The organism is Streptomyces sp. NPDC002619 (genome assembly GCF_042889305.1).
Taxonomy (GTDB): Bacteria; Actinomycetota; Actinomycetes; order Streptomycetales; family Streptomycetaceae; genus Streptomyces.
In genome coordinates this window covers 183,120-208,015 of record NZ_JBIAQV010000012.1, presented here as the reverse complement: position 1 = coordinate 208,015, position 24,896 = coordinate 183,120, and the positions used below count along the sequence as shown (strand labels likewise).

At 70.4% G+C, this 24,896-nt stretch carries 21 protein-coding genes and 3 tRNA genes; 11 read left to right on the top strand and 13 right to left on the bottom strand.

Features of this window, described 5'->3' with window-relative positions; translation table 11 throughout:
- Positions 1 to 6: 6 nt before the first annotated feature.
- The 3 genes from ACFYXB_RS21260 to ACFYXB_RS21250 all read right to left on the bottom strand — a co-directional run bounded on the left by ACFYXB_RS21260 (position 7) and on the right by ACFYXB_RS21250 (position 3,280).
- Entirely contained in the window at positions 7 to 624 is a 618-nt protein-coding gene (locus ACFYXB_RS21260; RefSeq protein WP_389584524.1) for a class F sortase, read from the bottom strand.
- 115 nt (positions 625 to 739) lie between these two features.
- A complete protein-coding gene (locus ACFYXB_RS21255) occupies positions 740 to 1,261 on the bottom strand; it encodes a hypothetical protein (RefSeq protein WP_389584521.1) in 522 nt (173 codons plus the stop codon).
- A gap of 375 nt (positions 1,262 to 1,636) precedes the next feature.
- Entirely contained in the window at positions 1,637 to 3,280 is a 1,644-nt protein-coding gene (locus ACFYXB_RS21250; RefSeq protein ID WP_389584518.1) for a M4 family metallopeptidase, read from the bottom strand.
- A gap of 170 nt (positions 3,281 to 3,450) precedes the next feature.
- On the opposite strand from ACFYXB_RS21250, the gene ACFYXB_RS21245 reads away from it, so the two are divergent.
- Positions 3,451 to 3,882 (top strand): gamma-glutamylcyclotransferase family protein, encoded by a 432-nt coding sequence (locus tag ACFYXB_RS21245; protein WP_389584567.1) that lies wholly within the window; start codon positions 3,451 to 3,453, stop codon positions 3,880 to 3,882.
- On the opposite strand, the gene ACFYXB_RS21240 is transcribed toward ACFYXB_RS21245, so the two are convergent.
- The gene (locus ACFYXB_RS21240) at positions 3,879 to 5,993 is read right to left on the bottom strand and encodes a molybdopterin oxidoreductase family protein (RefSeq protein ID WP_389584515.1); all 2,115 of its coding nucleotides are present in this window, start codon (positions 5,991 to 5,993) and stop codon (positions 3,879 to 3,881) included. The two genes, ACFYXB_RS21245 and ACFYXB_RS21240, sit on opposite strands and share 4 nt — an antisense overlap.
- Positions 5,994 to 6,100: 107 nt before the next feature.
- Positions 6,101 to 6,715, bottom strand: a complete 615-nt coding sequence (locus ACFYXB_RS21235) for an ElyC/SanA/YdcF family protein (RefSeq protein ID WP_351359753.1) — start codon at positions 6,713 to 6,715, stop codon at positions 6,101 to 6,103.
- A 338-nt stretch (positions 6,716 to 7,053) separates the two neighbouring features.
- Between ACFYXB_RS21235 and ACFYXB_RS21230 the strand changes: the two genes are divergently transcribed.
- The 5 genes from ACFYXB_RS21230 to ACFYXB_RS21210 all read left to right on the top strand — a co-directional run bounded on the left by ACFYXB_RS21230 (position 7,054) and on the right by ACFYXB_RS21210 (position 14,110).
- Positions 7,054 to 7,908: a sirohydrochlorin chelatase gene (locus tag ACFYXB_RS21230; protein WP_389584512.1), complete on the top strand. Its 855-nt coding sequence runs from the start codon at positions 7,054 to 7,056 to the stop codon at positions 7,906 to 7,908.
- 119 nt (positions 7,909 to 8,027) lie between these two features.
- Entirely contained in the window at positions 8,028 to 9,299 is a 1,272-nt protein-coding gene (locus tag ACFYXB_RS21225; RefSeq protein ID WP_351362419.1) for a deoxyguanosinetriphosphate triphosphohydrolase, read from the top strand.
- Between the two features lie 155 nt (positions 9,300 to 9,454).
- A complete protein-coding gene (locus ACFYXB_RS21220; RefSeq protein ID WP_389584508.1) occupies positions 9,455 to 10,720 on the top strand; it encodes an NAD(P)/FAD-dependent oxidoreductase in 1,266 nt (421 codons plus the stop codon).
- A 106-nt stretch (positions 10,721 to 10,826) separates the two neighbouring features.
- The gene (dnaG, locus tag ACFYXB_RS21215; protein ID WP_389584505.1) at positions 10,827 to 12,731 is read left to right on the top strand and encodes a DNA primase; all 1,905 of its coding nucleotides are present in this window, start codon (positions 10,827 to 10,829) and stop codon (positions 12,729 to 12,731) included.
- Positions 12,732 to 12,811: 80 nt separating this feature from the next.
- Positions 12,812 to 14,110: an RNA polymerase sigma factor gene (locus ACFYXB_RS21210; protein ID WP_389584502.1), complete on the top strand. Its 1,299-nt coding sequence runs from the start codon at positions 12,812 to 12,814 to the stop codon at positions 14,108 to 14,110.
- A 33-nt stretch (positions 14,111 to 14,143) separates the two neighbouring features.
- On the opposite strand, the gene ACFYXB_RS21205 is transcribed toward ACFYXB_RS21210, so the two are convergent.
- The 4 genes from ACFYXB_RS21205 to ACFYXB_RS21190 form a co-directional block, all read right to left on the bottom strand.
- Positions 14,144 to 16,072, bottom strand: a complete 1,929-nt coding sequence (locus tag ACFYXB_RS21205) for an ABC transporter ATP-binding protein (RefSeq protein WP_389584499.1) — start codon at positions 16,070 to 16,072, stop codon at positions 14,144 to 14,146.
- Positions 16,072 to 17,805 (bottom strand): ABC transporter ATP-binding protein, encoded by a 1,734-nt coding sequence (locus ACFYXB_RS21200; RefSeq protein WP_389584496.1) that lies wholly within the window; start codon positions 17,803 to 17,805, stop codon positions 16,072 to 16,074. The genes ACFYXB_RS21205 and ACFYXB_RS21200 overlap by 1 nt, the downstream gene beginning before the upstream one ends.
- A gap of 142 nt (positions 17,806 to 17,947) precedes the next feature.
- Positions 17,948 to 19,399 (bottom strand): FGGY family carbohydrate kinase, encoded by a 1,452-nt coding sequence (locus ACFYXB_RS21195; protein ID WP_351362432.1) that lies wholly within the window; start codon positions 19,397 to 19,399, stop codon positions 17,948 to 17,950.
- A gap of 64 nt (positions 19,400 to 19,463) precedes the next feature.
- Positions 19,464 to 19,769: a YtxH domain-containing protein gene (locus ACFYXB_RS21190; RefSeq protein WP_351362435.1), complete on the bottom strand. Its 306-nt coding sequence runs from the start codon at positions 19,767 to 19,769 to the stop codon at positions 19,464 to 19,466.
- Between the two features lie 158 nt (positions 19,770 to 19,927).
- Here ACFYXB_RS21190 and ACFYXB_RS21185 point away from each other — a divergent pair.
- The 3 genes from ACFYXB_RS21185 (at position 19,928) to ACFYXB_RS21175 (ending at position 20,407) form a co-directional block, all read left to right on the top strand.
- Positions 19,928 to 20,000, top strand: a tRNA-Asn gene (locus tag ACFYXB_RS21185).
- A 5-nt stretch (positions 20,001 to 20,005) separates the two neighbouring features.
- Positions 20,006 to 20,078: transfer RNA gene (locus tag ACFYXB_RS21180), tRNA-Asn, on the top strand.
- 255 nt (positions 20,079 to 20,333) lie between these two features.
- Positions 20,334 to 20,407 (top strand) — tRNA-Ile (locus ACFYXB_RS21175).
- A 171-nt stretch (positions 20,408 to 20,578) separates the two neighbouring features.
- Here the strand turns inward: ACFYXB_RS21175 and ACFYXB_RS21170 are convergent.
- Positions 20,579 to 21,232: a class I SAM-dependent methyltransferase gene (locus ACFYXB_RS21170; protein WP_389584491.1), complete on the bottom strand. Its 654-nt coding sequence runs from the start codon at positions 21,230 to 21,232 to the stop codon at positions 20,579 to 20,581.
- A gap of 446 nt (positions 21,233 to 21,678) precedes the next feature.
- On the opposite strand from ACFYXB_RS21170, the gene ACFYXB_RS21165 reads away from it, so the two are divergent.
- Positions 21,679 to 22,461 carry an XRE family transcriptional regulator gene (locus ACFYXB_RS21165; RefSeq protein ID WP_389584488.1) on the top strand — a complete coding sequence of 261 codons (783 nt, stop codon included), beginning with the start codon at positions 21,679 to 21,681 and terminating at the stop codon, positions 22,459 to 22,461.
- A 334-nt stretch (positions 22,462 to 22,795) separates the two neighbouring features.
- On the opposite strand, the gene ACFYXB_RS21160 is transcribed toward ACFYXB_RS21165, so the two are convergent.
- The 3 genes from ACFYXB_RS21160 to ACFYXB_RS21150 form a co-directional block, all read right to left on the bottom strand.
- On the bottom strand, positions 22,796 to 23,029 hold the full coding sequence (locus ACFYXB_RS21160) for a hypothetical protein (protein ID WP_389584485.1): 234 nt from the start codon (positions 23,027 to 23,029) through the stop codon (positions 22,796 to 22,798).
- 107 nt (positions 23,030 to 23,136) lie between these two features.
- Positions 23,137 to 23,481, bottom strand: coding sequence for an HNH endonuclease (locus tag ACFYXB_RS21155; protein ID WP_389584482.1), 345 nt, complete (start codon positions 23,479 to 23,481; stop codon positions 23,137 to 23,139).
- 12 nt (positions 23,482 to 23,493) lie between these two features.
- Positions 23,494 to 23,748, bottom strand: coding sequence for a hypothetical protein (locus tag ACFYXB_RS21150; RefSeq protein WP_389584479.1), 255 nt, complete (start codon positions 23,746 to 23,748; stop codon positions 23,494 to 23,496).
- Between the two features lie 558 nt (positions 23,749 to 24,306).
- On the opposite strand from ACFYXB_RS21150, the gene ACFYXB_RS21145 reads away from it, so the two are divergent.
- Positions 24,307 to 24,633, top strand: a complete 327-nt coding sequence (locus ACFYXB_RS21145) for a hypothetical protein (protein ID WP_389584476.1) — start codon at positions 24,307 to 24,309, stop codon at positions 24,631 to 24,633.
- Positions 24,634 to 24,896: the final 263 nt, after the last annotated feature.

The window sequence follows — 24,896 nt, the reverse complement described above, 5'->3', positions numbered from 1 at the left end:
GACGGCTCAGCGGCTGCCCGTCAGGTGGGCGAAGACGACGACGTTGCCCTGATAGCCGGTGGTCTTCGAGTAGCCGCCGCCGCAGGTGATGACCCGCAACTCGGGGCGTTTCGCGGCGCCGTAGACCTTCTCGTCGGGGAAGTCGCGTGCCTGGTAGACCTCGACGGCGTCGACGGTGAACACCGCGACGGTGCCGTCGCGTCGGTCGAGTTCGATGGCGGCGCCGCGCTTGAGGGCGCCGAGGTCGTAGAAGACGGCGGGGCCGTCCGTGTTGTCGACGTGACCGGCGACGATCGCGGTCCCGGTCTCGCCGGGCGCGGTGCCGGCCTCGTACCAGCCGGCCAGGTTCTTGTTCCCGGGGGGCGGTACGTCGAGGCTGCCGGACGACGTCAGGCCGAGGCCCATGAGCGGGGCGTTCACCCTGATCGAGGGTATGCGGATGCGGGTGGGCGGGGAGGGCGGCAGCGCGGGTGCCGACAGCTTCTCCTCACCAGGATCCGGGTGGCTCTCGGCGACGGTGGGCTGGGGCGGGACGTGCGTCCCGGCCGTGCCCAGCAGCCACACCCCGGAGCCCAGGGCGACCAAGGTGACGGCGGCTATCGCGGTGTCCCCGATCTTGCGCATGCGATCCTCCCGGGCCTCCCGGAGTGTGTCCGCTCCCCCTCCGGGCCGCGAGGGGCGTTGGACCCGGAGAGGGAGGGACTTGCGGTACCGGCGGACGGACAGCGGAGGGTGTCCGTCAGATCCCGTCGCCTCTCGCCCGGCGATGCAGGAGCCAGGTACCGCCCGCGGCGGCGACGGCCAGAGCCGCCACACCAGCTGCGGTCTGCACGGGGTCGGAGCCGAGTGCGCCGCCGACCCCCGTCTTCACGCTTCCTCGTGGTTGCGCCCCTTCGAGCGCCGTGCTCAGCGTCACCGCCAGATCGCCGCTGACCTGCTTGCCGCCCACCGCGCACCTCGCGACGATCTCGTACGTCCCCGGCTGCGCGCTCGGCGGCACCCTGAACTGGCCGATCGCGTCGCCTTCGTGCGTGCTCGGCGCCAGCGTGAACGTCCCGGCGCCCACTGCACCGGCGTCGCCCGTCGCCGAGCCCTTCTCGCCGCACGCCTTGGTGTTGACCGTGACATGACCGCCGGGCACGGCGGTGGACGGGAACACCTCGAGGCTGCCGCTGCCCCCGCCGTACGCGGGGGCAGCGGAGAGACCGGCTGCCGCGACGGCGAGCGCGGTACCGGTCAGCATGCGGGCAGTGCGTCGCATGATGCTCCCTCACGATCGTCTTTCTCAACGGGGGAGCGGCCCGCAACACCCCCATGTGCCGCCGAGTCGGTCGCGCCCCTGCCCTTTCGAGGTAAAGCCCCCGACGCCGACCGCGCTCCCCGAGAGTGCGGCGACGATGGGACGAACGGGTGTCGAAGACGGGCGCGGGGAGGGCGGCTTGTGAGACGTAAGGGCAGGTCATTGCCTTTGCGGAGGGCGATGGGCAAGAGCACACGAATGGAGCGCCCGGAGTGGGTGAACGGGTGACGGGCGCCCCTCTACCCTTCGCCCGTCCTCCCGTACGTAGCCGGCGCCGAAACGCGGAACGGCCGCCCCGTTCCCCCAGCCAGGGCGGCCGCTTACCCGCTCAGGCGGTCAGTTCACGTTCACCGCGCTCCAGGCCGCCGCCACCGCGTTGTACTCCGTGGAGCCGTTGCCGTACAGGTCCTTCGCCGCGTTCAGGGTCGCCGTCCGTGCGCCCGCGTAGTTCGTCGACGACGTCATGTAGACCGTCAGGGCGCGGTACCAGATCTTGCCCAGCTTGTCGCGGCCGATCCCGGTGACCGTGGAGCCGTTGTACGTGGGCGAGTTGTAGCTGACGCCGTTGATGGTCTTCGCGCCGCTGCCCTCCGCCAGCAGGTACGCGAAGTGGTTGGCCACACCGGAGGAGTAGTGGACGTCCAGATTGCCGACCGACGAGCTCCAGTAGTCCGCCGAGTTGCCGTCCCTCGAAGGCTTGTCCATGAAGCGGAGCGCCGCCGCGCCGAAGCCCGAGCGGACGATCTTCTCGCCGATGAGGTAGTCACCGGGGTCGGAGGGGTTGCTCGCGTACCACTCCACCAGCGTGCCGAGGATGTCGGACGTGGCCTCGTTCAGGCCGCCGGACTCGCCCGAGTAGGTCAGGCCGGCCGTGGACGACGTGACGCCGTGCGACATCTCGTGCCCGGCCACGTCCAGGGCGACCAGCGGGCCGAGCGTCGTACCGTCACCGTCGCCGTACGTCATGCAGAAGCAGCTGTCGTCCCAGAAGGCGTTGTTGTAGTTGTTGCCGTAGTGGACGCGGTTGTACGAGCCCTTGCCGTCGCCCGCGATGCCGGTGCGGCCGTGGACGTTCTTGTAGTAGTCCCACGTCTCGTTCGTGCCGTACTGCGCGTCCACCGCGGCCGACGCCCGGTCGGCGGTCGTGCCCGTGCCCCAGTGGTTGTCGGCGTCCGTGAACACGGTCGACGGGGCGCGGCTGAAGCAGACGCTCAGAACGCACAGGTCGGTCTTGTTCGCGGCGTCACCCGTGTACGTGTTGCCGCGGGTGGGGTCCTTGAGCTGGTACGTCGATCCCGACAGCGTCGTCTCCAGCGGCACCGTCCCGCCGTACAGCGACTTCCCGTCGCCCGTCGCCGTCTCGATGCTGTCCCAGGCGTCGATCTGCGCCCCGGTCCGGGCATCCGTCAGCACCGTGCGGGCGACCGGGTTGCCGAGGGAGTCCTTGGCCACCGCGTTGGTGCGCCAGGCCAGTTTGGGGGCGCCGTGCAGGGCGTCGACGACCAACTGCGGCTTGGCGGTCAGCTTCTTCAGGGTCTCGCCGAGGTTGACGGCGCGCAGCGCGTTCGCCGCGAGGTCGGCCGCCTTCGGCGCGGACACGGTGGGGGTGACGGTGGGGAGGGATATCGCGCTCTTCGTCGCCCTGTTGGCGCTGCGGTACGCGCCGTCCGGGGCCAGGTGGACCACGAAGTCGCCGCCGAGGACGGGGATTTGGTGGTACGTGCGGTCGTAGCGGACGTGCTGCGTGCCGTCCTTGTCGACGACGACATCCTTGACGCTGGTGCCCTGGGCGGACGTCAGGCCCAGGTTCGCGGCCTGGGCCACGAGTGCCGACGCCGCGTTCTCGATCGCGGTGGCCCGGGTCGGTCTGGCGTCGGCCTGCGCGGCGGGGGATAGCGCGGCGGCCAGCAACGTGGCGGTGGTGGCGGCGATGCCGGCGGTGGCGAGACGGGATCCTCGGATGTGCCGTGTCCGACTCATCGGTCTCCTTGGGGAGGCGCCCGGAGGCGTGGGGGTGGGTTGTGGAGGCAGCTGTGGGGGTGGGGTGGCGCGGATGTTGACTGAGATTTAAGAGGCCATGACATGGCATGTCCATAGCGCCTCGATGAAGACGTGTGTGGGGGTGGAGGGGGGAGAGAATCGGACTTGTGATCACTCCGGTTCTGCCGTTCTTCGTCTACGGCACCCTCCGCCCCGGCGAGCCCAACCACGACCGGTATCTGCGCGGCCGTATCCACACGGAGGAACCCGGCCGCCTCACCGGCGCGCTGCTGTACGACGGTCCCGGCTACCCGTACGCCGTCGACGCCCCCGCCGGAGTGGTACACGGTGAACTCGTCACCGCGCTGCCGCACGCCTACGCCCAACTGCTCACCGAACTGGACCGGTTGGAGGAGTACGGGGCGGGGGACCCGAACAGCCTCTACGACCGCGTCAAGCGCGAGGTCGAACGCGCCGACGGCGGCACGGTACGGGCCTGGGTGTACGTCGCCGCCCCGCGCGTCGCCGCCCGCCTACGCGCCGGGGGCACCCTCATCCCCGGCGGAGACTGGCACACCCAGAGCCCCCGCAGCCCCCGTTAAGGCCGCACCGTCTCCACCCGCACCGAGCACGCCTTGAACTCCGGCATCCGGGAAGTGGGGTCGAGAGCCGGGTTGGTGAGGGTGTTCGCGCGGCCCTCGCCGGGCCAGTGGAAGGGCATGAACACCGTGTCCGGGCGGATGGCGGTGGTCACCCGTGCTGGGGCCACCGCGCGCCCGCGCCGTGATATCACGGCCACCGGATCGCCGTCGGCCGCCCCGAGCCGCGCCGCCAGCCGCGGGTGCAGCTCGACGAACGGTCCCGGCGCGGCGGCGTTCAGCTCGGCAACACGCCGGGTCTGCGCACCCGACTGGTACTGGGCCACGACCCGGCCGGTCGTCAGCAGCAGCGGGTACTCGCCGTCCGGCTCCTCTGCGAGCGCCCGGTGCGTCACGGCGACGAACCGGGCCCGGCCGTCCTCGGTGGCGAACCGGTCCAGGAACAGGCGGGGGCTGCCGGGGTGGGCAGCGGCGGGCCATACGGCGTCTTCGCCGCCCTCCGCATGACCCGCTGGACACGGCCAGAACACCCCGTTCTCCTCCGCCAGTCGGCGATACGTGATCCCCGAGTAGTCGGCGGGCCCACCCGCGCTCGCCCGGCGCAGCTCCTCGAAGACCTCCTCGGGGTCGGTCGGGAAGCCCTTCTCCACGCCCAGCCGGTCGGCGAGTCCGTGCAGGACCTCCAGGTCGCTGCGGACCCCGTCCGGCGGGGTGAGCGCCTGCCGGCGCAGCAGCACGCGGCCCTCCAGACTCGTCGTCGTCCCCGTCTCCTCGGCCCACTGCGTGACCGGTAGGACGACATCCGCGAGCGCCGCCGTCTCGGACAGGACCACGTCACACACCGCAAGGAAATCAAGCGACTTGAGACGTTCCTCCACATGCGCGGCACGCGGCGCCGACACCACCGGGTTGGAACCCATCAGCAACAGCGTCCGGATGTCCGAACCCAGCGCGTCCAGCAGCTCATACGCACTGCGTCCCGGACCCGGAAGCGAGTCCGGGTCCACGCCCCACACCTCCGCCACGTGCCGCCGCGCCGCCGGATCGGTCAGCTTGCGGTAGCCGGGCAACTGGTCGGCCTTCTGGCCGTGTTCGCGCCCGCCCTGCCCGTTTCCCTGCCCGGTCAGACAGCCGTATCCGGACAGCGGACGGCCCGCCCGCCCGGTCGCCAGGCAGAGGTTGATCCACGCGCCCACCGTGTCGGTGCCTTTGGACTGCTGCTCGGGCCCGCGCGCGGTCAGCACCATCGCGGCCTCGGGATCGCAGAACAGCCGTACGACCTCCCGGAGTTGGGGCACAGGCACGCCCGTGATCCGCTCAACGTGCTCCGGCCAGTGCGCCATCGCCGCAGCCCGCGCGTCCTCCCACCCGGCGGTGCGCTCGCGGATGTACGCCTCGTCGGTACGGCCCTCCGCCACCACCAGGTGCAACAGACCGAGCGCCAGCGCCAGATCGGTCCCCGGCCGGGGCGCCAGATGCAGGTCGGCCTGCTCGGCGGTCTTCGTGCGGCGCGGGTCGACCACGATCAACGTGCCGCCGTTCTCGCGCAGTTCGGCGAAGTACCGCAGCGCCGGCGGCATCGTCTCGGCGAGGTTGGAGCCGACCAGGATCACACAGCCCGTCTTCGGAATGTCCTCCAGCGGGAACGGCAGCCCCCGGTCCAGACCGAAGGCCTTCGTGCCGGCCGCCGCCGCCGACGACATGCAGAACCGGCCGTTGTAGTCGATCTGCGAAGTGCGGAGGACGAGGCGCGCGAACTTGCCGAGCGTGTACGCCTTCTCGTTCGTCAGCCCGCCCCCGCCGAACACCCCGCAGGCGTCCGGACCGTACGCCGACCGAGCCGACGAAAGACCGGCGGCGACGTGGTCGAGCGCCTCCTCCCAGGTCGCGGGCACGAGCGCGCCCTCGGCGGAGCGCACCAGCGGTGAGGTCAGCCGCACCGAGGACGAGAGCACCGCCGGGGCCGTACGGCCCTTGCCGCACAGCGCTCCCCGGTTCACCGGAAAGTCCGCGCGCTCGCTCACCTCGACGCCCCCTGTCGGCGCGGGCGTCAGATTCATCCCGCACTGCAGGGCGCAGTACGGGCAGTGGGTGGGCGTCGAGGTGGTGTCCATACGGCCCAGCGTGCGTCGGGCGTGTTACGTCCCGTGCCGACTCCCTGTTACACGGCCGGGACGACGACCTCCCCGCGCCGCCCCGACCACCGTGAGGAACCCACAGCTCACCGACCGGTGGCGGCCAGCGCCCGAGCCACCCCCGGTTCCTTCGGCCCCAGGAACCGCGGATCCGGCCGGAACACCGCGTCCAGCGCCGCCTTGCCCGCCGCGAAGACCTCGCGGGTGCCGCCGTAGTACCAGGTCACGTCGTGCTTGGCGTCGACCCCGACGCCGTACGAGTCGACGCCCGCCGCCTCGCACAGCGCCACCGCGCGCCGGATGTGGAAGCCCTGGCTGATCAGGACAGCCCGGTCCACCCCGAAGATATTCTTCGCGCGGACACAAGAGTCCCAGGTGTCGAAGCCCGCGTAGTCGCTGACGATGCGCGCGTCCGGCACGCCGTGCCTGGTGAGGTAGGCGCGCATCGCGTCCGGCTCGTCGTAGTCCTCGCGGCTGTTGTCGCCGGTGACCAGGACGACCTCGATACGGCCCGTGCGGTACAGCTTCGCCGCCGCGTCCAGCCGGTGCGCGAGGTACGGCGACGGCTCGCCGTCCCACAGCCCCGCGCCGAAGACGACGGCGACCTCGGTGCGCGGCACGTCGGCGGTGTCGCGCAGCCGGTCCTCCGTGGACACGAACAGCCAGGTCGCCGGAAGCAGCGCCAGCACGCACGCGACCATCACGCCCTGCACCAGACGCCGCCACCCGGCACGCGTGAGTCGCCGGGGCGCGCCGGTGTCGAGAGGGCGAACGCGCGGAGGCCCGAAGGGGTGAGCACGATCGCCCTCTCGCCGCCGGCTGTAGCGCCCCGGCGACTCACGCCAAAAGAAAGGAGCGCGTGGCAGGCGCGGTCGACCGATCTTCATGTGGTCCCCCCCAGTTCGTCTCGCCCCTTGAAGACGCGGCCCACGATGATCCGGTTCACCTCACGCCGCCCGGACCTCTGGCGTGAAGTGTCGGAAAACACTCGTGACCACCGTGCAACGGGTGTGCAACCTCCTGCCGCCAGGATCCTTCCATGACGGCGTCGAACCCTCCTCGCGACGAGTCCCGTTTCCACCTCGACAGCACGGCGCACCTCATGAACAGCATCAGCAGCCGGCTCGCCGGCCGGCTCAGCCTCGTCTCGCTCGACGGCAGACGCCGCCCGGGCCCGCCCGCCCTCGTCCTCGTGGCCCACGGCAGCCGCGACCCGCGCGCGCTCGACACGGTCCGCGCGCTGATGGAGCGTGTACGGCGCCTGCGCCCGGCGGTGCCGGTGCACCTGGGCCACATCGAGTTGAACGAGCCTCTGCTGCCCGACACCCTCGCCGCGCTCGGAACGACCCCGTCCGTCCTCGTACCGCTCCTCCTCACCCGCGGCTACCACGTGAAACGGGACATCCCGGAGATGGCGGCCGCCGCCGGCCCGCACGCGCGCGTGGCAGCCCCGCTCGGCCCGCACCCCCTCCTCGTGGACACCCTGCACGCCCGCCTGGTCGAGGCGGGCCGGCGCACCCGCATGGACGACGCCACCCGCCGCACGAGCGGCGTCGTCCTCGCCTCCGCGGGCTCCCGCGACCCCGACTCGACCAAGGACACCCGCCGAACGGCCCACCTCCTCGCCGCCCGCCTGGGCGTACCGGTGATCCCGGCGTACGCGTCGGCGGCGACCCCGACGGTGGAAACGGCGGTACGGTCCCTGAGGGCAAGGGGCCGCACCCGAATAGCCCTGGCCTCCTGCTTCACAACCCCGGGCCGCTTCGCAACACAGTGCGCGGAAGCGGCGCCAGGGATGGCAGCGGCCCCCCTGGGAGCCCACGAAGCGATGGCCGACCTGATCGTCCACCGCTACGAGCAGACCCTTGCGACTGCGCTCACTGGAGCGGCCTAAAGGGGCGCGGGGCTGTATTGATTTGCGGCTCCGCCGCGTGGGCGCGATCAACCACAACGAACCCAGCACCCGCCGACACAACAGAACCGGGCAGACGATTAGGCGTCTACTGTCGACCCATGGCAGGCATCGCAGGCATCGCATACGACCCGGCGTCAGCCGACCGCTGGGCCCCGGAACCGGACAAACGCCCCGGCCGCACCGCCTTCCAACGCGACCGCGCCCGCATCCTGCACTCCGCGGCCCTACGACGCCTCGCCGGAAAGACCCAGGTCGTCACCCCCGGCGACCAGAGCCAGGTCTGGGACGCCAGCCCCCGCACCCGCCTCACCCACTCCCTGGAGTGCGCCCAGGTCGGCCGCGAGCTGGGCGCGGCCCTCGGCTGTGACCCCGACCTCGTCGAGGCCGCCTGCCTGTCCCACGACCTCGGCCACCCTCCCTTCGGCCACAACGGCGAACAGGCCCTCAACGAGTTCGCCGACGACTGCGGCGGCTTCGAGGGCAACGCCCAGTCCCTCAGACTCCTCACCCGTATCGAGCCCAAACGGTTCACCCCGGAGGGCTCCGTCGGCCTCAACCTCACCCGCGCCGCCCTCGACGCCGCCACCAAGTACCCCTGGCCGCGCGGCGCCCACCCCACCGACCCCGCGTCCCCGAAGTTCGGGGTGTACGAGGACGACCGGCCGGTCTTCGACTGGGTCCGCAAGGAGGCCCCCGGCACGCGCACGTGCTTCGAGGCCCAGGTCATGGACTGGTCCGACGACGTGGCGTACTCGGTGCACGACGTCGAGGACGGCTTGCACGCCGGTCACATCGACCCCGACGTCCTGCACGCCGAGCCCGAACGGCAAGCGGTCCTCGCGGTCGCCGTCGGCCGGTACGTCCCGGCCGACACCGAACCCGCCGAACTCGCCGAAGCCCTCGACCGGCTCCAGGACCAGGAGTGGTGGCCGCACGGCTACGACGGCACCGCGGTCGCCCAGGCCCGCCTCAAGGACGCCACCAGCCAGCTCATCGGCCGCTTCTGCCTCGCCGCCGAGGGCGCCACGAGGGAGGCGTACGGCAGCGGCCGGCTCATCCGCTATGGCGCCGAACTCGTCGTACCGAGAAGCACCCGTATGGAGTGCGCGGTCCTCAAGGCGGTCGCCGACCGGTACGTCATGCAGCGCGCCGAACAGGAGCGGCTGCGCGCCGACCAGCGGATCGTCGTCGCCGAACTGGCCGAGGCACTCACGGCCCGGGCCCCCGAAGGACTGGACCCGCAGTTCCGCGCCCTGTTCGAGGCGGCACCCAACGACCACGCCCGCAAACGCGTGATCGTCGACCAGATCGCCTCCCTCACCGACGCTTCCGCCCGTTCGCTGCACGCGCGCCTGACGGGACGCGTGTGACCTACACGTGAGACTGGCGGGATGCGGGTCCCTGAGGTGGCCCGGAGCCGACCCGGACGTGGCCCTCCGTGGCCTGATCGAGTCACTCCCCCTTCCCGCAGCACACGCGGTGCGGGACGCTCACATGTGGCGGCACCCTTACGAGGAGGCATCAAGTGGTCGACGCGGATCAGACATTCGTCATCGTCGGAGGAGGTCTGGCCGGCGCCAAGGCGGCCGAGACGCTTCGGTCGGAGGGTTTCACCGGCCGCGTGATACTGATCGGCGACGAACGCGACCACCCCTACGAACGCCCTCCCCTCTCCAAGGGCTATCTGCTCGGCAAGGAGGAGCGCGACAGCGTCTTCGTGCACGAGCCCGCCTGGTACGCGCAGAACGACATCGAGCTGCACCTCGGCCAGACGGTCGACTCGATCGACCGGGCGGCGAAGACCGTCCACTTCGGCGACGACGGCACCCAGGTCCACTACGACAAGCTGCTGCTCGCCACCGGCGCGGAACCCCGCCGCCTCGACATCCCCGGCACCGAGCTCGCGGGCGTCCACCATCTGCGCCGCCTCGCGCACGCCGAGCGGCTCAAGGGCGTGCTCACCTCGCTCGGCCGGGACAACGGCCACATCGTCATCGCGGGCGCGGGCTGGATCGGCCTGGAGGTCGCGGCGGCGGCCCGTACGTACGGCGCCGAGGTCACCGTGGTCGAACCCGAGCCGACCCCGCTGTACGGCGTCCTCGGCCCCGAGCTGGGCAACGTCTTCGGCGAGCTGCACCGCGAGCACGGCGTCCGCTTCCACTTCGGCGCGCGGCTGACGGAGATCGTCGGCCAGGACGGCATGGTCCTCGCCGCCCGCACCGACGACGGCGAGGAACATCTCGCGCACGACGTGCTCGCGGCGATCGGCGCGGCCCCGCGCATCGGGCTCGCCGAGGCGGCCGGGCTCCAGCTCGCCGAGCGGGCCCACGGCGGGGGCGTCACGGTGGACGAGCGGCTGCGCACCTCCGACCCCGACATCTTCGCGGCCGGTGACGTGGCGTGCTTCCCGCTCGACCTGTTCGGCACCCGGCTGCGGGTGGAGCACTGGGCGAACGCCCTCAACGGCGGCCCGGCGGCGGCCCGCGCGATGCTCGACCGGGACGTCGTCTACGACCGGGTGCCCTACTTCTTCACCGACCAGTACGACCTGGGGATGGAATACAGCGGCTGGGCGCCTCCGGGGTCGTACGACGAGGTGGTGATCCGGGGCGACGCGGGCAAACGGGAGTTCATCGCGTTCTGGCTGAAGGAGGGACGCGTCCTCGCCGGGATGAACGTGAATGTGTGGGACGTCACAGATCCCATCCAGCGGCTGATCCGCTCCCAGGCCCAGGTGAACACGGAGGACTTGGCGGACCCGCACATTTCACTCGAAACCTTGGCATCTTGAGTGCGGCTCCGCCCCCGTGCTGCAATTCCCGGGGGGCAACCCCCGGACCTCCGGCCGAAAGACCTCAAGCCTCAGGGATGACGGTTTGGCCCCGTAGAATTCATGCGTGGCAGGACGGATCAACGACGAGGACGTGAAGGCGGTCAGGGACGCGGTCCCGATCGACGCCGTCGTGTCCGAGTACCTCCAGCTGCGCAACGCGGGCGGCGGCAACCTCAAGGGGCTGTGCCCGTTCCACGACGAGAAGTCGCCGTCCTTCCAGGTCAGCCCGAGCAAGGGGCTCTTCCACTGCTTCGGCTGCCAGGAGGGCGGCGACACCATCACGTTCGTGATGAAGGTCGACCACCTCTCCTTCTCGGAGGCCGTCGAGCGCCTCGCCGCCCAGGCCGGCATCACCCTGCGCTACGAGGAGGGCGGGTACAACCCCGCCCACCAACGCGGCGAGCGCATCCGTCTGGTCGAGGCACACAAGGTCGCCGCGCAGTGGTACGCCGAGCAGCTCGCCACCAGTCCCGAGGCCGAGGCCGGTCGGGTCTTCCTCGCCGAGCGTGGCTTCGACCAGGCGGCGGCGGTCCACTTCGGCGTCGGCTACAGCCCCCAGGGCTGGGACCACCTCACCAAGTACCTCCGCGGCAAGGGCTTCACCGACAAGGAAATCCTCCTGTCCGGCCTCGCCCAGGAGGGCCGCCGCGGCCCCATCGATCGCTTCCGCGGCCGGCTGATGTGGCCGATCCGCGACATCGGCGGCGAGGTCGTCGGGTTCGGCGCCCGCAAGCTGTACGAGGCGGACAACGGCCCGAAGTACCTCAACACGCCCGACACAGCGATCTACAGGAAGTCGCAGGTCCTCTACGGCATCGACCTCGCGAAGAAGGACATCGCCAAGGCCAGCCGCGCGGTCGTCGTCGAGGGCTACACGGACGTCATGGCCTGCCACCTCGCGGGCGTGACGACGGCCATCGCGACCTGCGGCACGGCCTTCGGCGGCGACCACATCAAGATCCTGCGCCGCCTGCTGATGGACAACGGCAGCGCCCGCGTCATCTTCACCTTCGACGGCGACGCGGCCGGCCAGAAGGCGGCCCTGCGCGCCTTCGAGGACGACCAGAAGTTCGCCGCCGAGACCTACATCGCCATCGCCCCCGACGGCATGGACCCCTGTGATCTGCGACTCGCGAAGGGTGACGAGGCGGTCGCCGACCTGGTCGAACCCCGCACCCCGCTCTTCGAGTTCGCGCTGCGGCAGGTCGTGAGCCGCTACGACCTCGACACCCCGGCGGGCCGTGCGGCCGCCCTGGACGAGGCCGCCCCGATCGTCGCCCGCATCAAGAACAGCGGCGCCCAGCACGAGGTCGCGGTCGAACTCGCAGGCATGCTCGGCATCTTGGACACCCAGTTCGTGGTCAAGCGCGTCGCCCAGCTGGCGCGCTGGGCCCGCGACCGCGGCGGCAAGGGCCCCGCACCGGCGCGCGGCCCGCAGCACCAGTACGCAGCACAGGCCGCCCGCCCCACCGCCTCCGGCCCCGCCCTCAACCTCCGCAACCCGGTGTACGCCACGGAACGCGAGCTGCTCAAACTCGCCCTCCAGCGCCCGGAGTTGGTGGCCCCCGCCTTCGACGCGTACGGCGTCGACGAGTTCACCGCCCCGCCCTACGCGGCCGTACGTGAGGTCGTCATCGAGGCGGGCGGCGTCGAGTACGGCGTCCAGGACCCGCAGGAGTACCTGGTCCGCGTCCGTGAGGCGGCTCCCGACGACGCGGTCCGCGCGATGGTGACCGAGCTGGCCGTCGAGGCGATCATGCGTCGTACGGTCGACGAGGCCTACGCGGGCGAACAACTCGTGACTGTCCGCCGCCGCGCTGTCGACCGCCGCATCCACGAGATCCAGATCACCCTCACCCGCCTCGGTACGAACGGTGACCCCGCCCATCTGGCCTCCGTACAGAACGAGTTGTGGGTACTCCAGCAGTACGGACAGGCGTTGCGCGAGCGCGGAGCGAACGCGCTGTAGGCGCGCCGTCACCGGCCGGACGCAAAAAGTCACCGCACGCCCCTCGTGGCGGCGATGTGTCTTACCCCACACTGGGGGCGGTGCCTGAGTCCTCGGAGCGCGGCCGATCCGTCCCCCACGGGTCCAAAACCCCCGCGGTTCCGCTCATCACGTACGGGACGGACAGCGGCGAGGCCGTCGACTCCGCCCCCGAAGTACCGCTGCCGTACTCCTTGGCAGCGATCATCCTGGAGGTCGCCCCCGTGCAGACCCAGACCCTCACCCAGACCGACAGCAGCGAGACGGACGAGCCCGAGGCCGGGACGGAGGTCTTCGCGGGCGTGCCACCGCAGAACCGTGTCGCGCTCCACCCCGACGCGGAGCCGGAGGCCGCGCCCGAGCCGGCCGAGCCGCCCGCCGAAGCGTTCACCACGGAGGCCATCGAGCCCCCCGAACTCGCACCGCCCGCGGCCCGCGCCGACACCAGTGGCCCCTCCTCGGACCTGTTCCGCCAGTACCTGCGCGAGATCGGCCGTATCCCGCTGCTCACCGCCGCCGAGGAGGTCGAACTCGCCCGCCGTGTCGAAGCCGGCCTGTTCGCCGAAGAGAGGCTGGGCAACACGCCCGGCCTCGACGACGGACTCGCCCTCGACCTCGACCGGCTGGTCGTCATGGGGCGGATGGCGAAACGCCGGCTCATCGAGTCGAACCTGCGGCTCGTGGTCTCCGTCGCCAAGCGGTACGTCGGCCGCGGCCTGACCATGCTCGACCTCGTGCAGGAGGGCAACCTCGGGCTCATCAGGGCCGTCGAGAAGTTCGACTACGCCCGCGGCTACAAGTTCTCGACGTACGCCACCTGGTGGATCCGCCAGGCCATGTCCCGCGCCCTCGCGGACCAGGCCCGCACCATCCGCGTCCCCGTGCACGTCGTCGAGCTGATCAACCGCGTCGTGCGCGTGCAGCGGCGGATGCTTCAGGAGCGCGGGTACGAACCCACCCCGGACGAGGTCGCCGCCCACCTCGAACTGCCGCCCGAGCGGGTCAGCGAGGTACTGCGCCTGGCCCAGGAACCGGTCTCGCTGCACGCACCGGTGGGCGAGGAGGACGACGTAGCCCTCGGCGACCTCATCGAGGACGGCGACGCCGCGAGCCCCGTCGAATCGGCCGCGTTCCTGCTGCTCAGGGAGCATCTGGAGGCCGTACTGTCGACACTGGGGGAGCGCGAACGAAAGGTCGTACAACTCCGTTACGGCCTCGTCGACGGCCGCCCCCGCACGCTGGAGGAGATCGGCCGCATCTTCGGCGTGACACGGGAACGCATCCGTCAGATCGAGTCGAAGACCCTGAACAAGCTCAGGGACCACGCGTTCGCGGACCAGCTGAGGGGTTACCTGGACTGAGAAGGGGCCGCCCTCGCGGGCGGCCCCCCGCACTCAGTCGACTTCCGCCACCGCCTGCGCGAACTGCGCCTTGTACAGCCGCGCATATGCCCCGTCGGCCGCCAACAGCTCCGCATGCACGCCCTGTTCGACGATCGAGCCGTTCTCCATCACCAGGATCGTGTCCGCGTCCCGGATGGTGGAGAGCCGGTGCGCGATCACGAACGATGTGCGCCCGTGGGCGAGTTTGGCCATCGCCTTCTGGATCAGCACCTCGGTCCGCGTGTCCACCGAACTCGTCGCCTCGTCGAGCACCAGGATCACCGGGTCGGACAGGAACGCCCGCGCGATGGTGATGAGCTGCTTCTCACCGGCGCTGACCCCCGTGCCCTCGTCGTCGATCACGGTGTCGTAGCCGTCGGGCAGCGTCCGGATGAACCGGTCGGCGTGGGCCGCCCGCGCCGCATCCTCGATCTCGCCGCGCGTGACCCCGCGCGAGGCGCCGTACGCGATGTTCTCCGCGATCGTGCCGCCGAACAGCCACGTGTCCTGCAACACCATGCCTATGCCGGCGCGCAGTTCGTCCCGGGACATCTTCGCGATGTCGACGCCGTCGAGCGTGATGCGCCCGCCGGAGACGTCGTAGAACCGCATCAGCAGGTTGACCAGCGTGGTCTTGCCCGCGCCGGTCGGGCCGACGATCGCGACCGTGTGACCGGGCTCGACCTTCAGCGAGAGGTCCTCGATCAGCGGCTGCTCCGGGTCGTACCGGAAGGACACGTGCTCGAGCGCCACCCGCCCGCGCAGTTCCTCGGGCCGCTCGCCCGGCATCGGGTCCGCCTCCTGCTCCTCCGCGTCCAGGAGTTCGAAGATCCGCTCCGCCGAAGCCACGCCCGACTGCACCAGGTTGGCCATCGAGGCGACCTGCGTCAGCGGCATCGAGAACTGCCGCGAGTACTGGATGAAGGCCTGTACGTCACCGATCGACAGCGCGCCCGAGGCGACCCGCAGACCGCCGACGACCGCCACCAGCACGTAGTTGAGGTTCGACACGAACATCATCAGCGGCTGCATCACCCCGCTGTTGAACTGGGCCTTGAACCCGGCCTCGTACAGCGCGTCGTTCTGCTCGGCGAACTGCTGCGCCGACTCGTCCTGGCGCCCGAACACCTTCACCAGGGTGTGCCCGGTGTACATCTCCTCGACGTGCGCGTTCAGCTTGCCGGTGGAGCGCCACTGCTGCACGAAGTGCGGCTGCGACCGCTTGCCGATGCGCGTCGCGACGACGAACGACAGCGGGACGGTGACGAGGGCGACCAGCGCCAGCAGCCACGACACCCAGAACATCACCACCAGCACACCGATGATGGTGAGCACCGAGTTGATGAGCTGGCCCATCGACTGCTGGAGCGTCTGGCCGATGTTGTCGATGTCGTTGGTCGCCCGCGAGAGCACCTCGCCGCGCTGGCGCTTGTCGAAGTACGACAGCGGCAGCCGCGACAGCTTCGCCTGCACGTCCTGCCGCATCCGGTACATCGTGCGGTTGACGGCTCGGTTCACCAGCCGCGTCGCCACCGCCATCAGCAGACCGGCCACGAGGAACGTGACCAGCGCGAAGAGGAGTACGTTCCCGACGGCGTCGAAGTCGATGCCCTTGCCGGGGGTGAAGTCGGTGCTCTTCAGCATGTCCGCCATGGCACCGTCACCGCGCTCGCGCATACCGGCGAGCACCTGCTCCTTGGTGGCGCCTGCGGGCATCTGCCGGCCGATGATGCCGGAGAACACCAGGTCGGTGGCCCGGCCGAGGATCTTCGGTCCGATGACGCTGAGGGTCACGCTGACGACCACGCACATGAGCAGTACGTAGATGGTGACGCGTTCGGGTCGGAACAGGCCGATGAGCCGTTTGCCCGACCCCTTGAAGTCCATCGAGCGCTGGTCGGGGCCGCCCCCGGCCATCATGCGTCCCATGGGCCCGGCCATCAGGCAGCCTCCGCTTCCGTGAGCTGGGAGAGCACGATCTCCCGGTAGGTTTCGTTGTCCGCCATGAGTTCGTGGTGCCGGCCGGTGCCGACGACGCGGCCCTCGTCCAGGACCACGATCCGGTCGGCCTCCCGGATGGTCGCCACGCGCTGGGCGACGATCACCACGGTGGCGTCGGCGGTCTCCCGGCCGAGCGCCGCGCGCAGGGCCGCGTCGGTGGCGTAGTCGAGGGCGGAGAAGGAGTCGTCGAAGAGGTAGATCTCCGGGCGCTGCACGAGCGTGCGGGCGATGGCCAGCCGCTGTCGCTGACCGCCGGAGACATTCGTACCGCCCTGCGCGATGGGCGCGTTCAGCCCGCCCTCCAGCTTGGTCACGAAATCCTTGGCCTGCGCCACCTCCAACGCGTGCCACAGCTCCTCGTCGGTGGCGTCGGGATTGCCGTACCGCAGATTGGTCGCCACCGTGCCCGCGAACAGGTACGGCTTCTGCGGCACGAGGCCGACCGTCCGCGCGAGCAGTCGAGGCTCGACGTCCGCCACGGGGACACCGTCCACCAGCACGTCGCCGTCGGTCACGTCGAACAGCCGCGGGACCAGCCCGAGCAGCGTCGACTTGCCGCTGCCGGTGGAGCCGATCACGGCGGTCGTCTCACCGGGCCGGGCCTCCAGGTCGATGGCGCGCAGCACCGGCTCCTCGGCGCCCGGATAGCGGAACCCGGCGCCGCGGATCTCCAGATGGCCGTGCCGGCGCAGCTCGGTGACCGGCGCGAGCGGCGGCACCACGCTGGACTCGGTCTGAAGGACCTCCTCGATGCGCTCGGCGCACACCTCGGCGCGCGGCACCATCATGAACATGAAGGTGGCCATCATCACGGACATGACGATCTGCATGAGATAGGCGAGGAACGCCGTCAGATCGCCGATCGCCATCCCGCCGCTGGCGATGCGGTGGGCGCCGAACCAGACGACCGCGATGGACGACAGGTTCACCACCGTCATGACGATCGGGAACATCAGCGCGAGCATGCGGCCGGTCGCCAACTGCATCTCGGTGAGCTCGGTGTTCGACTTACGGAAACGGTCCTGCTCGTACTCGTCCCGCACGAAGGCGCGGATGACGCGGTTGCCGGTGATCTGCTCGCGCAGCACCCGGTTCACCGTGTCGAGCCGCACCTGCATGGAGCGGAACAGCGGCCGCAGCCGGCGCACGATCAGCGTCACGGAGATGCCGAGCACCGGCACGACGGCGACCAGCACGCCGGACAGCGGCACGTCCAGGCCGAGCGCGAGAACGATGCCGCCGACGCACATGATGGGCGCCGACACCATCAGCGTGAACGTCAGCAGGGCCAGCATCTGGACCTGCTGCACGTCGTTCGTCGTACGCGTGATGAGCGAGGGCGCGCCGAAGTGACCCACCTCACGCGAGGAGAAGGACTGCACGCGGTCGAAGATGGCGGCGCGTACATCACGGCCGAGCGCCGACGCGGTCCGGGCGCCGTAGTAGACGGCGCCGACGTTGCACACGACCTGCGCCAGTGAGACGCCGATCATCAGGGCGCCGAAGGACAGGATGTAACCCGTGTCACCCTTCACGACACCGTTGTCGATGATGTCCGCGTTCAGCGTGGGCAGGTAGAGGGTGGCGCAGGTCTGCAGGAACTGCAGCAGCACCAGTACGGCGATGGGTTTCTTGTAGGGCCTGAGATAGGTCCGCAGAAGTCGTATGAGCACGCTACGTCTCTCGGAGTCGGCGAGTGAGGGGCGGTCGTTCTGCCCTGGGCCCCTATCGTCGGACACTCCACCCGCGTTACCTCAACCGATTAACCCAACAGCGGACCAAGGATGCATCCGCATAGGTCTCCAGCCCTACGGCTTACGCCCGAAACGCCCCAGGATGGGTCTGCTCCCGTACCGACACGAACTGCTGGCGCACCGCCTGACCCACGGCCAGTTCCTCACCCGGGTCCAGGACCTGGGCCACCGCGCCCTGCCACACCGGCGGGTTGCGCGGGTCGAGCGTCCCCCGCGACACGCCGAGCGCCCAGGCCGCCTGCCGGGCGGCACCGATCGCGGCGTAGTCCGCGGGCTGCGGTACGACGACCTGCGCGCCGAACAGCGAGGGCGCCGCGGCCTGTACGGCGGGCAGCTCGGCGGCCTGCCCGAGCAGGAAGATCCGCCGTACGTCCACACCCCGGCCGCGCAGCACGTCCAGCGCGTCCGCGAGCCCGCACAGCATGCCCTCGAACGCGGCCCGCGCCAGATGCTCGGGCTTCATCGACTCGCGCCGCAGCCCGGCGAGGGTCCCGGCGGTGTGCGGCAGATTCGGTGTCCGCTCACCCTCCAGATAGGGGAGGAGTACGAGTCCGTGGGAGCCCGGCGTCGACTTCATGGCGAGGTCGGACAGGCTCTCCAGGTCGGCCAGCCCGAGGAGTTCGGCGGTGCCACGCAGGGTCCGCACGGCGTTCAGGGTGGTCACGACCGGCAGATGCAGGCCAGTGGCGTCGGCGAGCGAGGTGATCATCCCGGACTGGTCGGCGAGTGCCTCGGGATGGACGGCCATTACGGACCCGGAGGCCCCCAGCGACACGACGGCGTCACCGAGCCCGATCCCCAGTCCGAAGGCGGCGGCCATGGTCTCCCCGGTGCCCGCGGAGATCAGCAGCCCCTCCGGCGTCGTACCGGCCGCCTCCGACGGGCCGATCACATCGGGCAGCGCGGCCTGGTGACCGAGCGCCAGCTCGACGAGATCGGGCCGGTAGCCACCGGTGCCGGCGGACCAGTACCCGGTCCCGGAGGCACCACCACGATCGGTGGTCCGTCTCATGGGCCGCCCGAGCAGTTGCCACACGAGCCAGTCGTGCGCCTGCAGCAGCGCGGCCGTGCGCCGGGCGCTCTCGGGTTCGGCCTTGGCGAGCCAGCGCAGCTTGGTGACGGGCTGCGCGGCCTGCGGCACGCTCCCCACCGCCTGCGCCCACGCCTCGCGCCCACCGAGCGCGTCGATCAGGTCGGCCGCGGCGACCTGCGCGCGCTTGTCCCCGCCGATCATCGCCGGGCGCACGGTGTTGCCCTGCGCGTCCAGCGGGATCAGCGCGTTCTGTTGCGCGGAGACACCGATGGCCTGCACGCCCTCGAGCAGTCCGCCCCCGGCGGCCTCGCCCAGGGACAGCAGCCAGGCCTGCGGATCCATGTCGGAGGGACGGCCGGCCTCGGCGTTCTCCACCGGATGCGGCGCGTAGCCCTGCCGGAGCACGGCTCCGGTGTCCGCGTCGCAGACGACGATGCGAGTGAAATCGGGCGAGCTGTCCAACCCGGCGACTATCCCCATGGCATGAAATTCTGCCGCATCGCGCGGCTGAAGACCGCCGTGGGCGGGACGCTTTCCAGGTGGCCTAGGTGTTGCTGGTGCCCCAGTCGTCCTCGACGGCGCCGTTCGAGGCGCGCTCGCGCAGGGACCGTACCCGCTGGACCACTGAGTCGGGGACGTGGTCGCCGACCTTGTAGGTCACCGTGTGGAAGGCCTTGCCCGCGAACTGGCGCCCCTGCTGGGCCGCCGTCTCGGCGGTGTTGCGGACGGCGGGGTTCTGCGCGAACTGCTGAGCAGATTTCTTCAGCTGCTCGTAGCGCTCGCGCCCGGCCCGCGTGCCCAGCACGTAACCGAGGGCGAGTCCGGCGACGAACGTGAGCCGGTAGCGCATGGCGGCCACCCTTCCCTTGCGTAGGTCTTTGGTGCGGCGTAGCGACAGGGGGGAACCGATTGGCGGAGCACCCCCCTGCTTGCGCTAATGTATGTGTCGCAGCGAGCGCGCGCCCCCTGGCGAATACCCAGGTAGGTACGTTCGATGCAACGAGGCATTCCTCCGTAGCTCAATTGGCAGAGCAGCCGGCTGTTAACCGGCAGGTTACTGGTTCGAGTCCAGTCGGGGGAGCTCGGTCCTCCGTAGCTCAATTGGCAGAGCAGCCGGCTGTTAACCGGCAGGTTACTGGTTCGAGTCCAGTCGGGGGAGCATGCTGAACGAGGACCCCGACGGGGTCCTTTTTCATGTGGTGCGACTGTTGCCCGGCTGCGGCTCGGGCTGTGGTCCAGCTGTGGATCGGCTGCGCTTGGGCTGGGGCGCGGGCGGGATCCGGCTCCGAGGGAACCGCGCAGGCCACAGGGGAGTCCTCAGGGTCATGCGAAGCCGACCATCCGAGGCAGGAGATCGTATGAGCGGCTATGCTGCGGCAGACGGCGCGTACACATGTACGCGACACGCCGTTATGGGGCGGTAGCTCAGCCGGTTAGAGCAGCGGACTCATAATCCGTCGGCCGTGGGTTCGAGTCCCACCCGCCCCACCGCACCGCTTCGACGCGAGGACGTTTTCACCTGGACTGACTCTGCGCCTGACTGACCGCCGAGCCGTGCAGCGACACGCAGGAGATCGTTAGCCGGCCCCTGCTGGCCCGAAGGGTTAGCGATCACGACATGAGTCGGGCCTCGGCCGGGCGATCCAGCCGGGCAGTAACTCAGGCGCGAGCAGAGACGATCAGTGTTCCGATGTGGCCCGGCTTCGGGGCCTCGAGGACTTCCGCCTTGGCCGTGGCGAATCCGGCTCGGGTCAACAGGCGCTCCCATACTGCTGGCCGGTAGCTGTACCGATAGGTGAACATGGCCTTCCCCGCGAAGCCGCCCTTGTACATGCCCTGCGCCCCATACGCGCCAGGGATCGCCGGCGGCTGGGAGAACACGAACACGCCGTCCGGCACCAGGTGCTCGCGGACGAGGGGGAAGAGGCGGGACGGGTCGGTGAACCAGGCCGCCCCGAAGATCGAGTACACGGCGTCGTACCGGCCTTCGCCGGTGGCGAGCCAGTCGAGGATCTCCCCCTGCTCGATCCGCACCCCGAGCGGCGCCCACTTCTCGGCCGCCAGCTGCACCATGCGCGGCGACAGGTCCACGCCGGTCGCCTTCACGCCCTGCCGTGCGAGGTGGGCCAGCGCGCGGCCGGTTCCGCACCCGACCTCCAGCACGGACTCCGGGGCGCCCAGGAGTTCCGGGCCGGGGCCGTGGCCGGTGTACTGGGTCCAGCAGAACGACGGCTCGGCATCGTCCTTGAACGCGGACTCGGCGTAGGCGTCCCACAGTTCGGTCTCGGCGGCGATGTCGTGCGGTACGGGCACAGCAGTTCCTCTGGTCGTCGGGATGCGGGAGCCCCCGCCCTCGGGGAGCCGTGAGGGCGGGGGCGACTGTAGTCGGGTCAGTGGCTGTCGGGGACCTTGTCGTCACACGGCGAGCAGTCCGCGCCGTCGATGGCCCACAGCTCCTCGTCGAGCGCCCAGCCCTGCGAGCGCAGGAAGTCGCCGGTGCGCAGGCACAGGCCGTCGCTGCCTTGTCAGCCGCGGGGAGCACGTATGAGCGGACGGGTGTGCGCTTCAGCGTCTGGGGGTTGACCCGGTAGACCGTGATGGTCAGACCGGGGTGCGCGATCTCGCTGCCTGTGTCGGTCACGGATTCAAGGTGCTCCGGTCACGGGGAGTTGCGCGGGGTCGGTGCGGGCGTCAATCCGGCGACACTCGGGGCGCCATTCCGGTGTCATTCCGGGCTGGAGGGGTCTACCGCGATCCCTATGGCCACACCGAACAGCGCACTGCGAGCAGCCCGCATGGGCCTGCTCATGTCACAGGACGACTTTGCCCGAGCCATCCGCGACGCCGGCACCCGCGCCGGACAGCCCAACGACGCCAACAAGCGGCTCGTACAGCGCTGGGAATCCGGCATCACGACTTCGCCCCGCCCCGTCTACGCCCGCGCCCTGGAATCCGTCACCGGCCTGCCTATCGAGTCCCTCGGCTTCACCATCCCCGTGCCCATGGCCCGCGTCTCCGAGGACGGCCGTGGCGGCCACGACATGGAAGCCGCCCCGGAAGGCGTCGCCCCCGCGGTGAGTACGACACCGCAGCCCGAACCCCAGGGCGCCCACCGCAACTACTCCGGGGTGTGGCTGTCGCGGTACGAGTTCTTCAGCTCCGGACGCGACTCCGCGTTCACGGGTATGCACTACGTCGTGCTCCTGCAGCACGGCAGCCGGCTCACCGCGCGCTCCCTGCCGAACGCCTCGTCGAACCCCAACTCGCCGCTGACGATGGACCTGGAGATCGACGGGCACGTCGCGACCGGCACGTGGACCGAGCAGACGGCGACCGAGGGCTACTACCGGGGCGCCCGTTACCACGGGGCGATCCAGCTGCTCGTCGAGCCGACCGGCCGCCGGATGACGGGCAAGTGGGTGGGCTTCGGCAAGGAGTTCGACGTCAACACCGGGCCGTGGGAGCTGGTCTTCCAGGACGCGTCGACGACGAAGGCGACGCTCGCCGCCTACGACCGGCCGCCGGAGCAGCCCCGGGCATGACGAAACGCCCCGAGCCACGGCCTGGTGACCGTGGCTGGGGGCGTTGGTGGTTCAGCGCATGAGGAACTGGGCGACGACCCCGACACCAGCGCCGAGGACCGCGGCACCGCCGGCCGCACGCCACATGGTGTGCTCGAGGGCGCGGATCCGAGATTCATGGTCGGCGACGTCCTTGCCGACATTCGGACAGGCCCTGGCCGATGGTATCGATTGGAATCGCCCTGTATGCATGGCTATCAGCGGGGTTCGCGGGCGCCGAGGAGTTTGCGCTGATCCCGCCGCAGCATCGGGCAAGGATGTCGGGACCGAATGTCCCCGGCGCCCGGCACGGTTGCTACTTCTTGTGACAGCCCCACTTGCCGTTGACCTTCGTGTAGTGCTCGCCCTTCGGGCACTTCTTGTGCTTCGGCGTCTTCGTGGGGTGCGGTGTGGGCGCGTGATGACTGACGGCCATATTGGCGTTCGCCGGTACCGCGAAGGCGGTGCCCGTAGAGGCCACGGCTGCTCCGCTGGCAAGCATGCCTGCGGCGACGCTGGCGGTCAGAGCGCGCATGATCCTGCTTCGCATGATCGGCTGCCTTTCTGTGGTCGGCGTCACTGCCTCTCAGTTCGATTGTTGGCACCGCTCCCCGCAGCTCGCATCTCGTGGTAGGTCCGGGCACGTGGTGGTGACCATCAACGTGGCGGTGAGGCTGTACTCGTACCAGCGCGGCGGCCGCGGGGCCTGGCGTGTGAGGCGCTGCATGGCCACCACCTCCGTGATGCTCGGGGCTGTGGGGTGGTGAGGCGGTTGCCGCGGGCGCTGTTGCAGCGTCGGTGTGCAGCGCGGGCGTTGGCGGGGTCGAGGAGGCTGCCGCCTTTGGACAGCGGGACTTCGTGGTCGAGGGTGAACGACAGGGGGTGACGGGCGTCGAGTTCGTATCCGATGTTGTGCCCGCACCACCAGTATGGGAGACGTTGGGCTCGGAGCCAGTCGACGAGGCGGCGGTAGGGGCGCCCGTTGCGCGGGTTGCCGGCCACGGGCGCCACCTCCTACAGGTCGTCGCCGAGGACCTCGCGGCGGGCGGCGAGCGCCTTGCGGTCGAGGGCGTTGGTCATCCGGATGGCGACGAAGGTGAGCAGGAAGAAGGAGGCCGTGAAGAGGATCTGGGTGATCGTGCTGACGACGTTGATGTTCCGCGTGCCGCCCGCAATGAGCAGCATGATGATGTTGCCGGACAGCCAGGCGAACCAGATGCGGAACTTCTCCACGCGCACGGCGCTCTGCACGTCTCTGTAGCTACTCACGGTCCCTCCATGGCTTGTTGATGCTTGGGGGGCATCGCGCGCCGCGTAGAGGCGCTGCGTGAGCGTTCTGTGGAGCGGCGTGACGGGGTTGTGATGTGCTCAAGTGGCGTGCTCCACATGGATGTTGATCTCGCATCCATTCGCCGTCACCCGTGACACTCCAATCGCACGGTGCGCTGGAGAGGGCGAGGCGTCTGCTCTCCTGGGGGAGTCATGCGGGCGCCGGCATGCAGGGGCAGGCTCGTCTCCCCCCGTGACGGGTCTGTCCCTGCTCGAAGGCTGGCCTGGGTGCCCAACACGTGGCAGGGCGCCCAGGCCTTCATCGTTGGCGGCGAACGCTGGACACGGCGAAGCCCCGGCCGGGGGACCGAGCCGGGGCTCATCCTCCCGTTCAGCGGGCGCCGGCGTCATGGGTTCGGCGCCAGGCGTTGTGGGCGCCCTGGGCGAGGCCCCAGTGGGCCATCGGTGCTGTTCACCGTAGGGCTCCCTGGCGATTGTTGCGGCCGGTGGGCGGGAACGGGGGAACTGGTGGAGGTCACAGGGGGACGGTGAGGTGACGTGATTCTCGACAAGAAGGACGCGAGGCGCTTGGTGCTCTGGGCGGTCGTGCACTGGCTGCTCGGCGGTGCGGCCGTTACCGCCGTCGCGGTGCTGTACGCGCCGGTGCCGGACGTGCTCGCCGCTCTCGCCGGACTCGTCCTCGGCACGGCGGCGACGGTGTACCTCTCCGCCCATCCCGATCTGGACCGGTGGGCCACCCTGCGAAAGCGTGCCGGCCTGAGGGTTCCGCGCGTCGGCGACTGGGGGTACGTCCAGATCAAATTCGCCGTCGCCGTGGTGTGGCTGGCGTCGGCCGCGACGGCGGTGGCGGTGGGGGTGCTGTAGGGCACGGTTCACCCCCGGGTACGCCGCGGCCCGGCCTATATCGTGCAGGCCCGGCTGGTGGGAGGGGCTCGGTGTGGCGCTGTGCGGACTCGCTGTGGAGAGGTATGACGCGCTTGTGGCGTACTCAAGTGGCGCTTTCCACTTGGGCGTTGATCTCGCACCTGTCCGCCGTCACCCGTGACACTCCAGCCTCAGGGGGCGCTGACGAGTGTGAGGCGCCTGCCACTCCGTCGAGGGGGTATGTGGGCGCCAGCGTGCAGGGG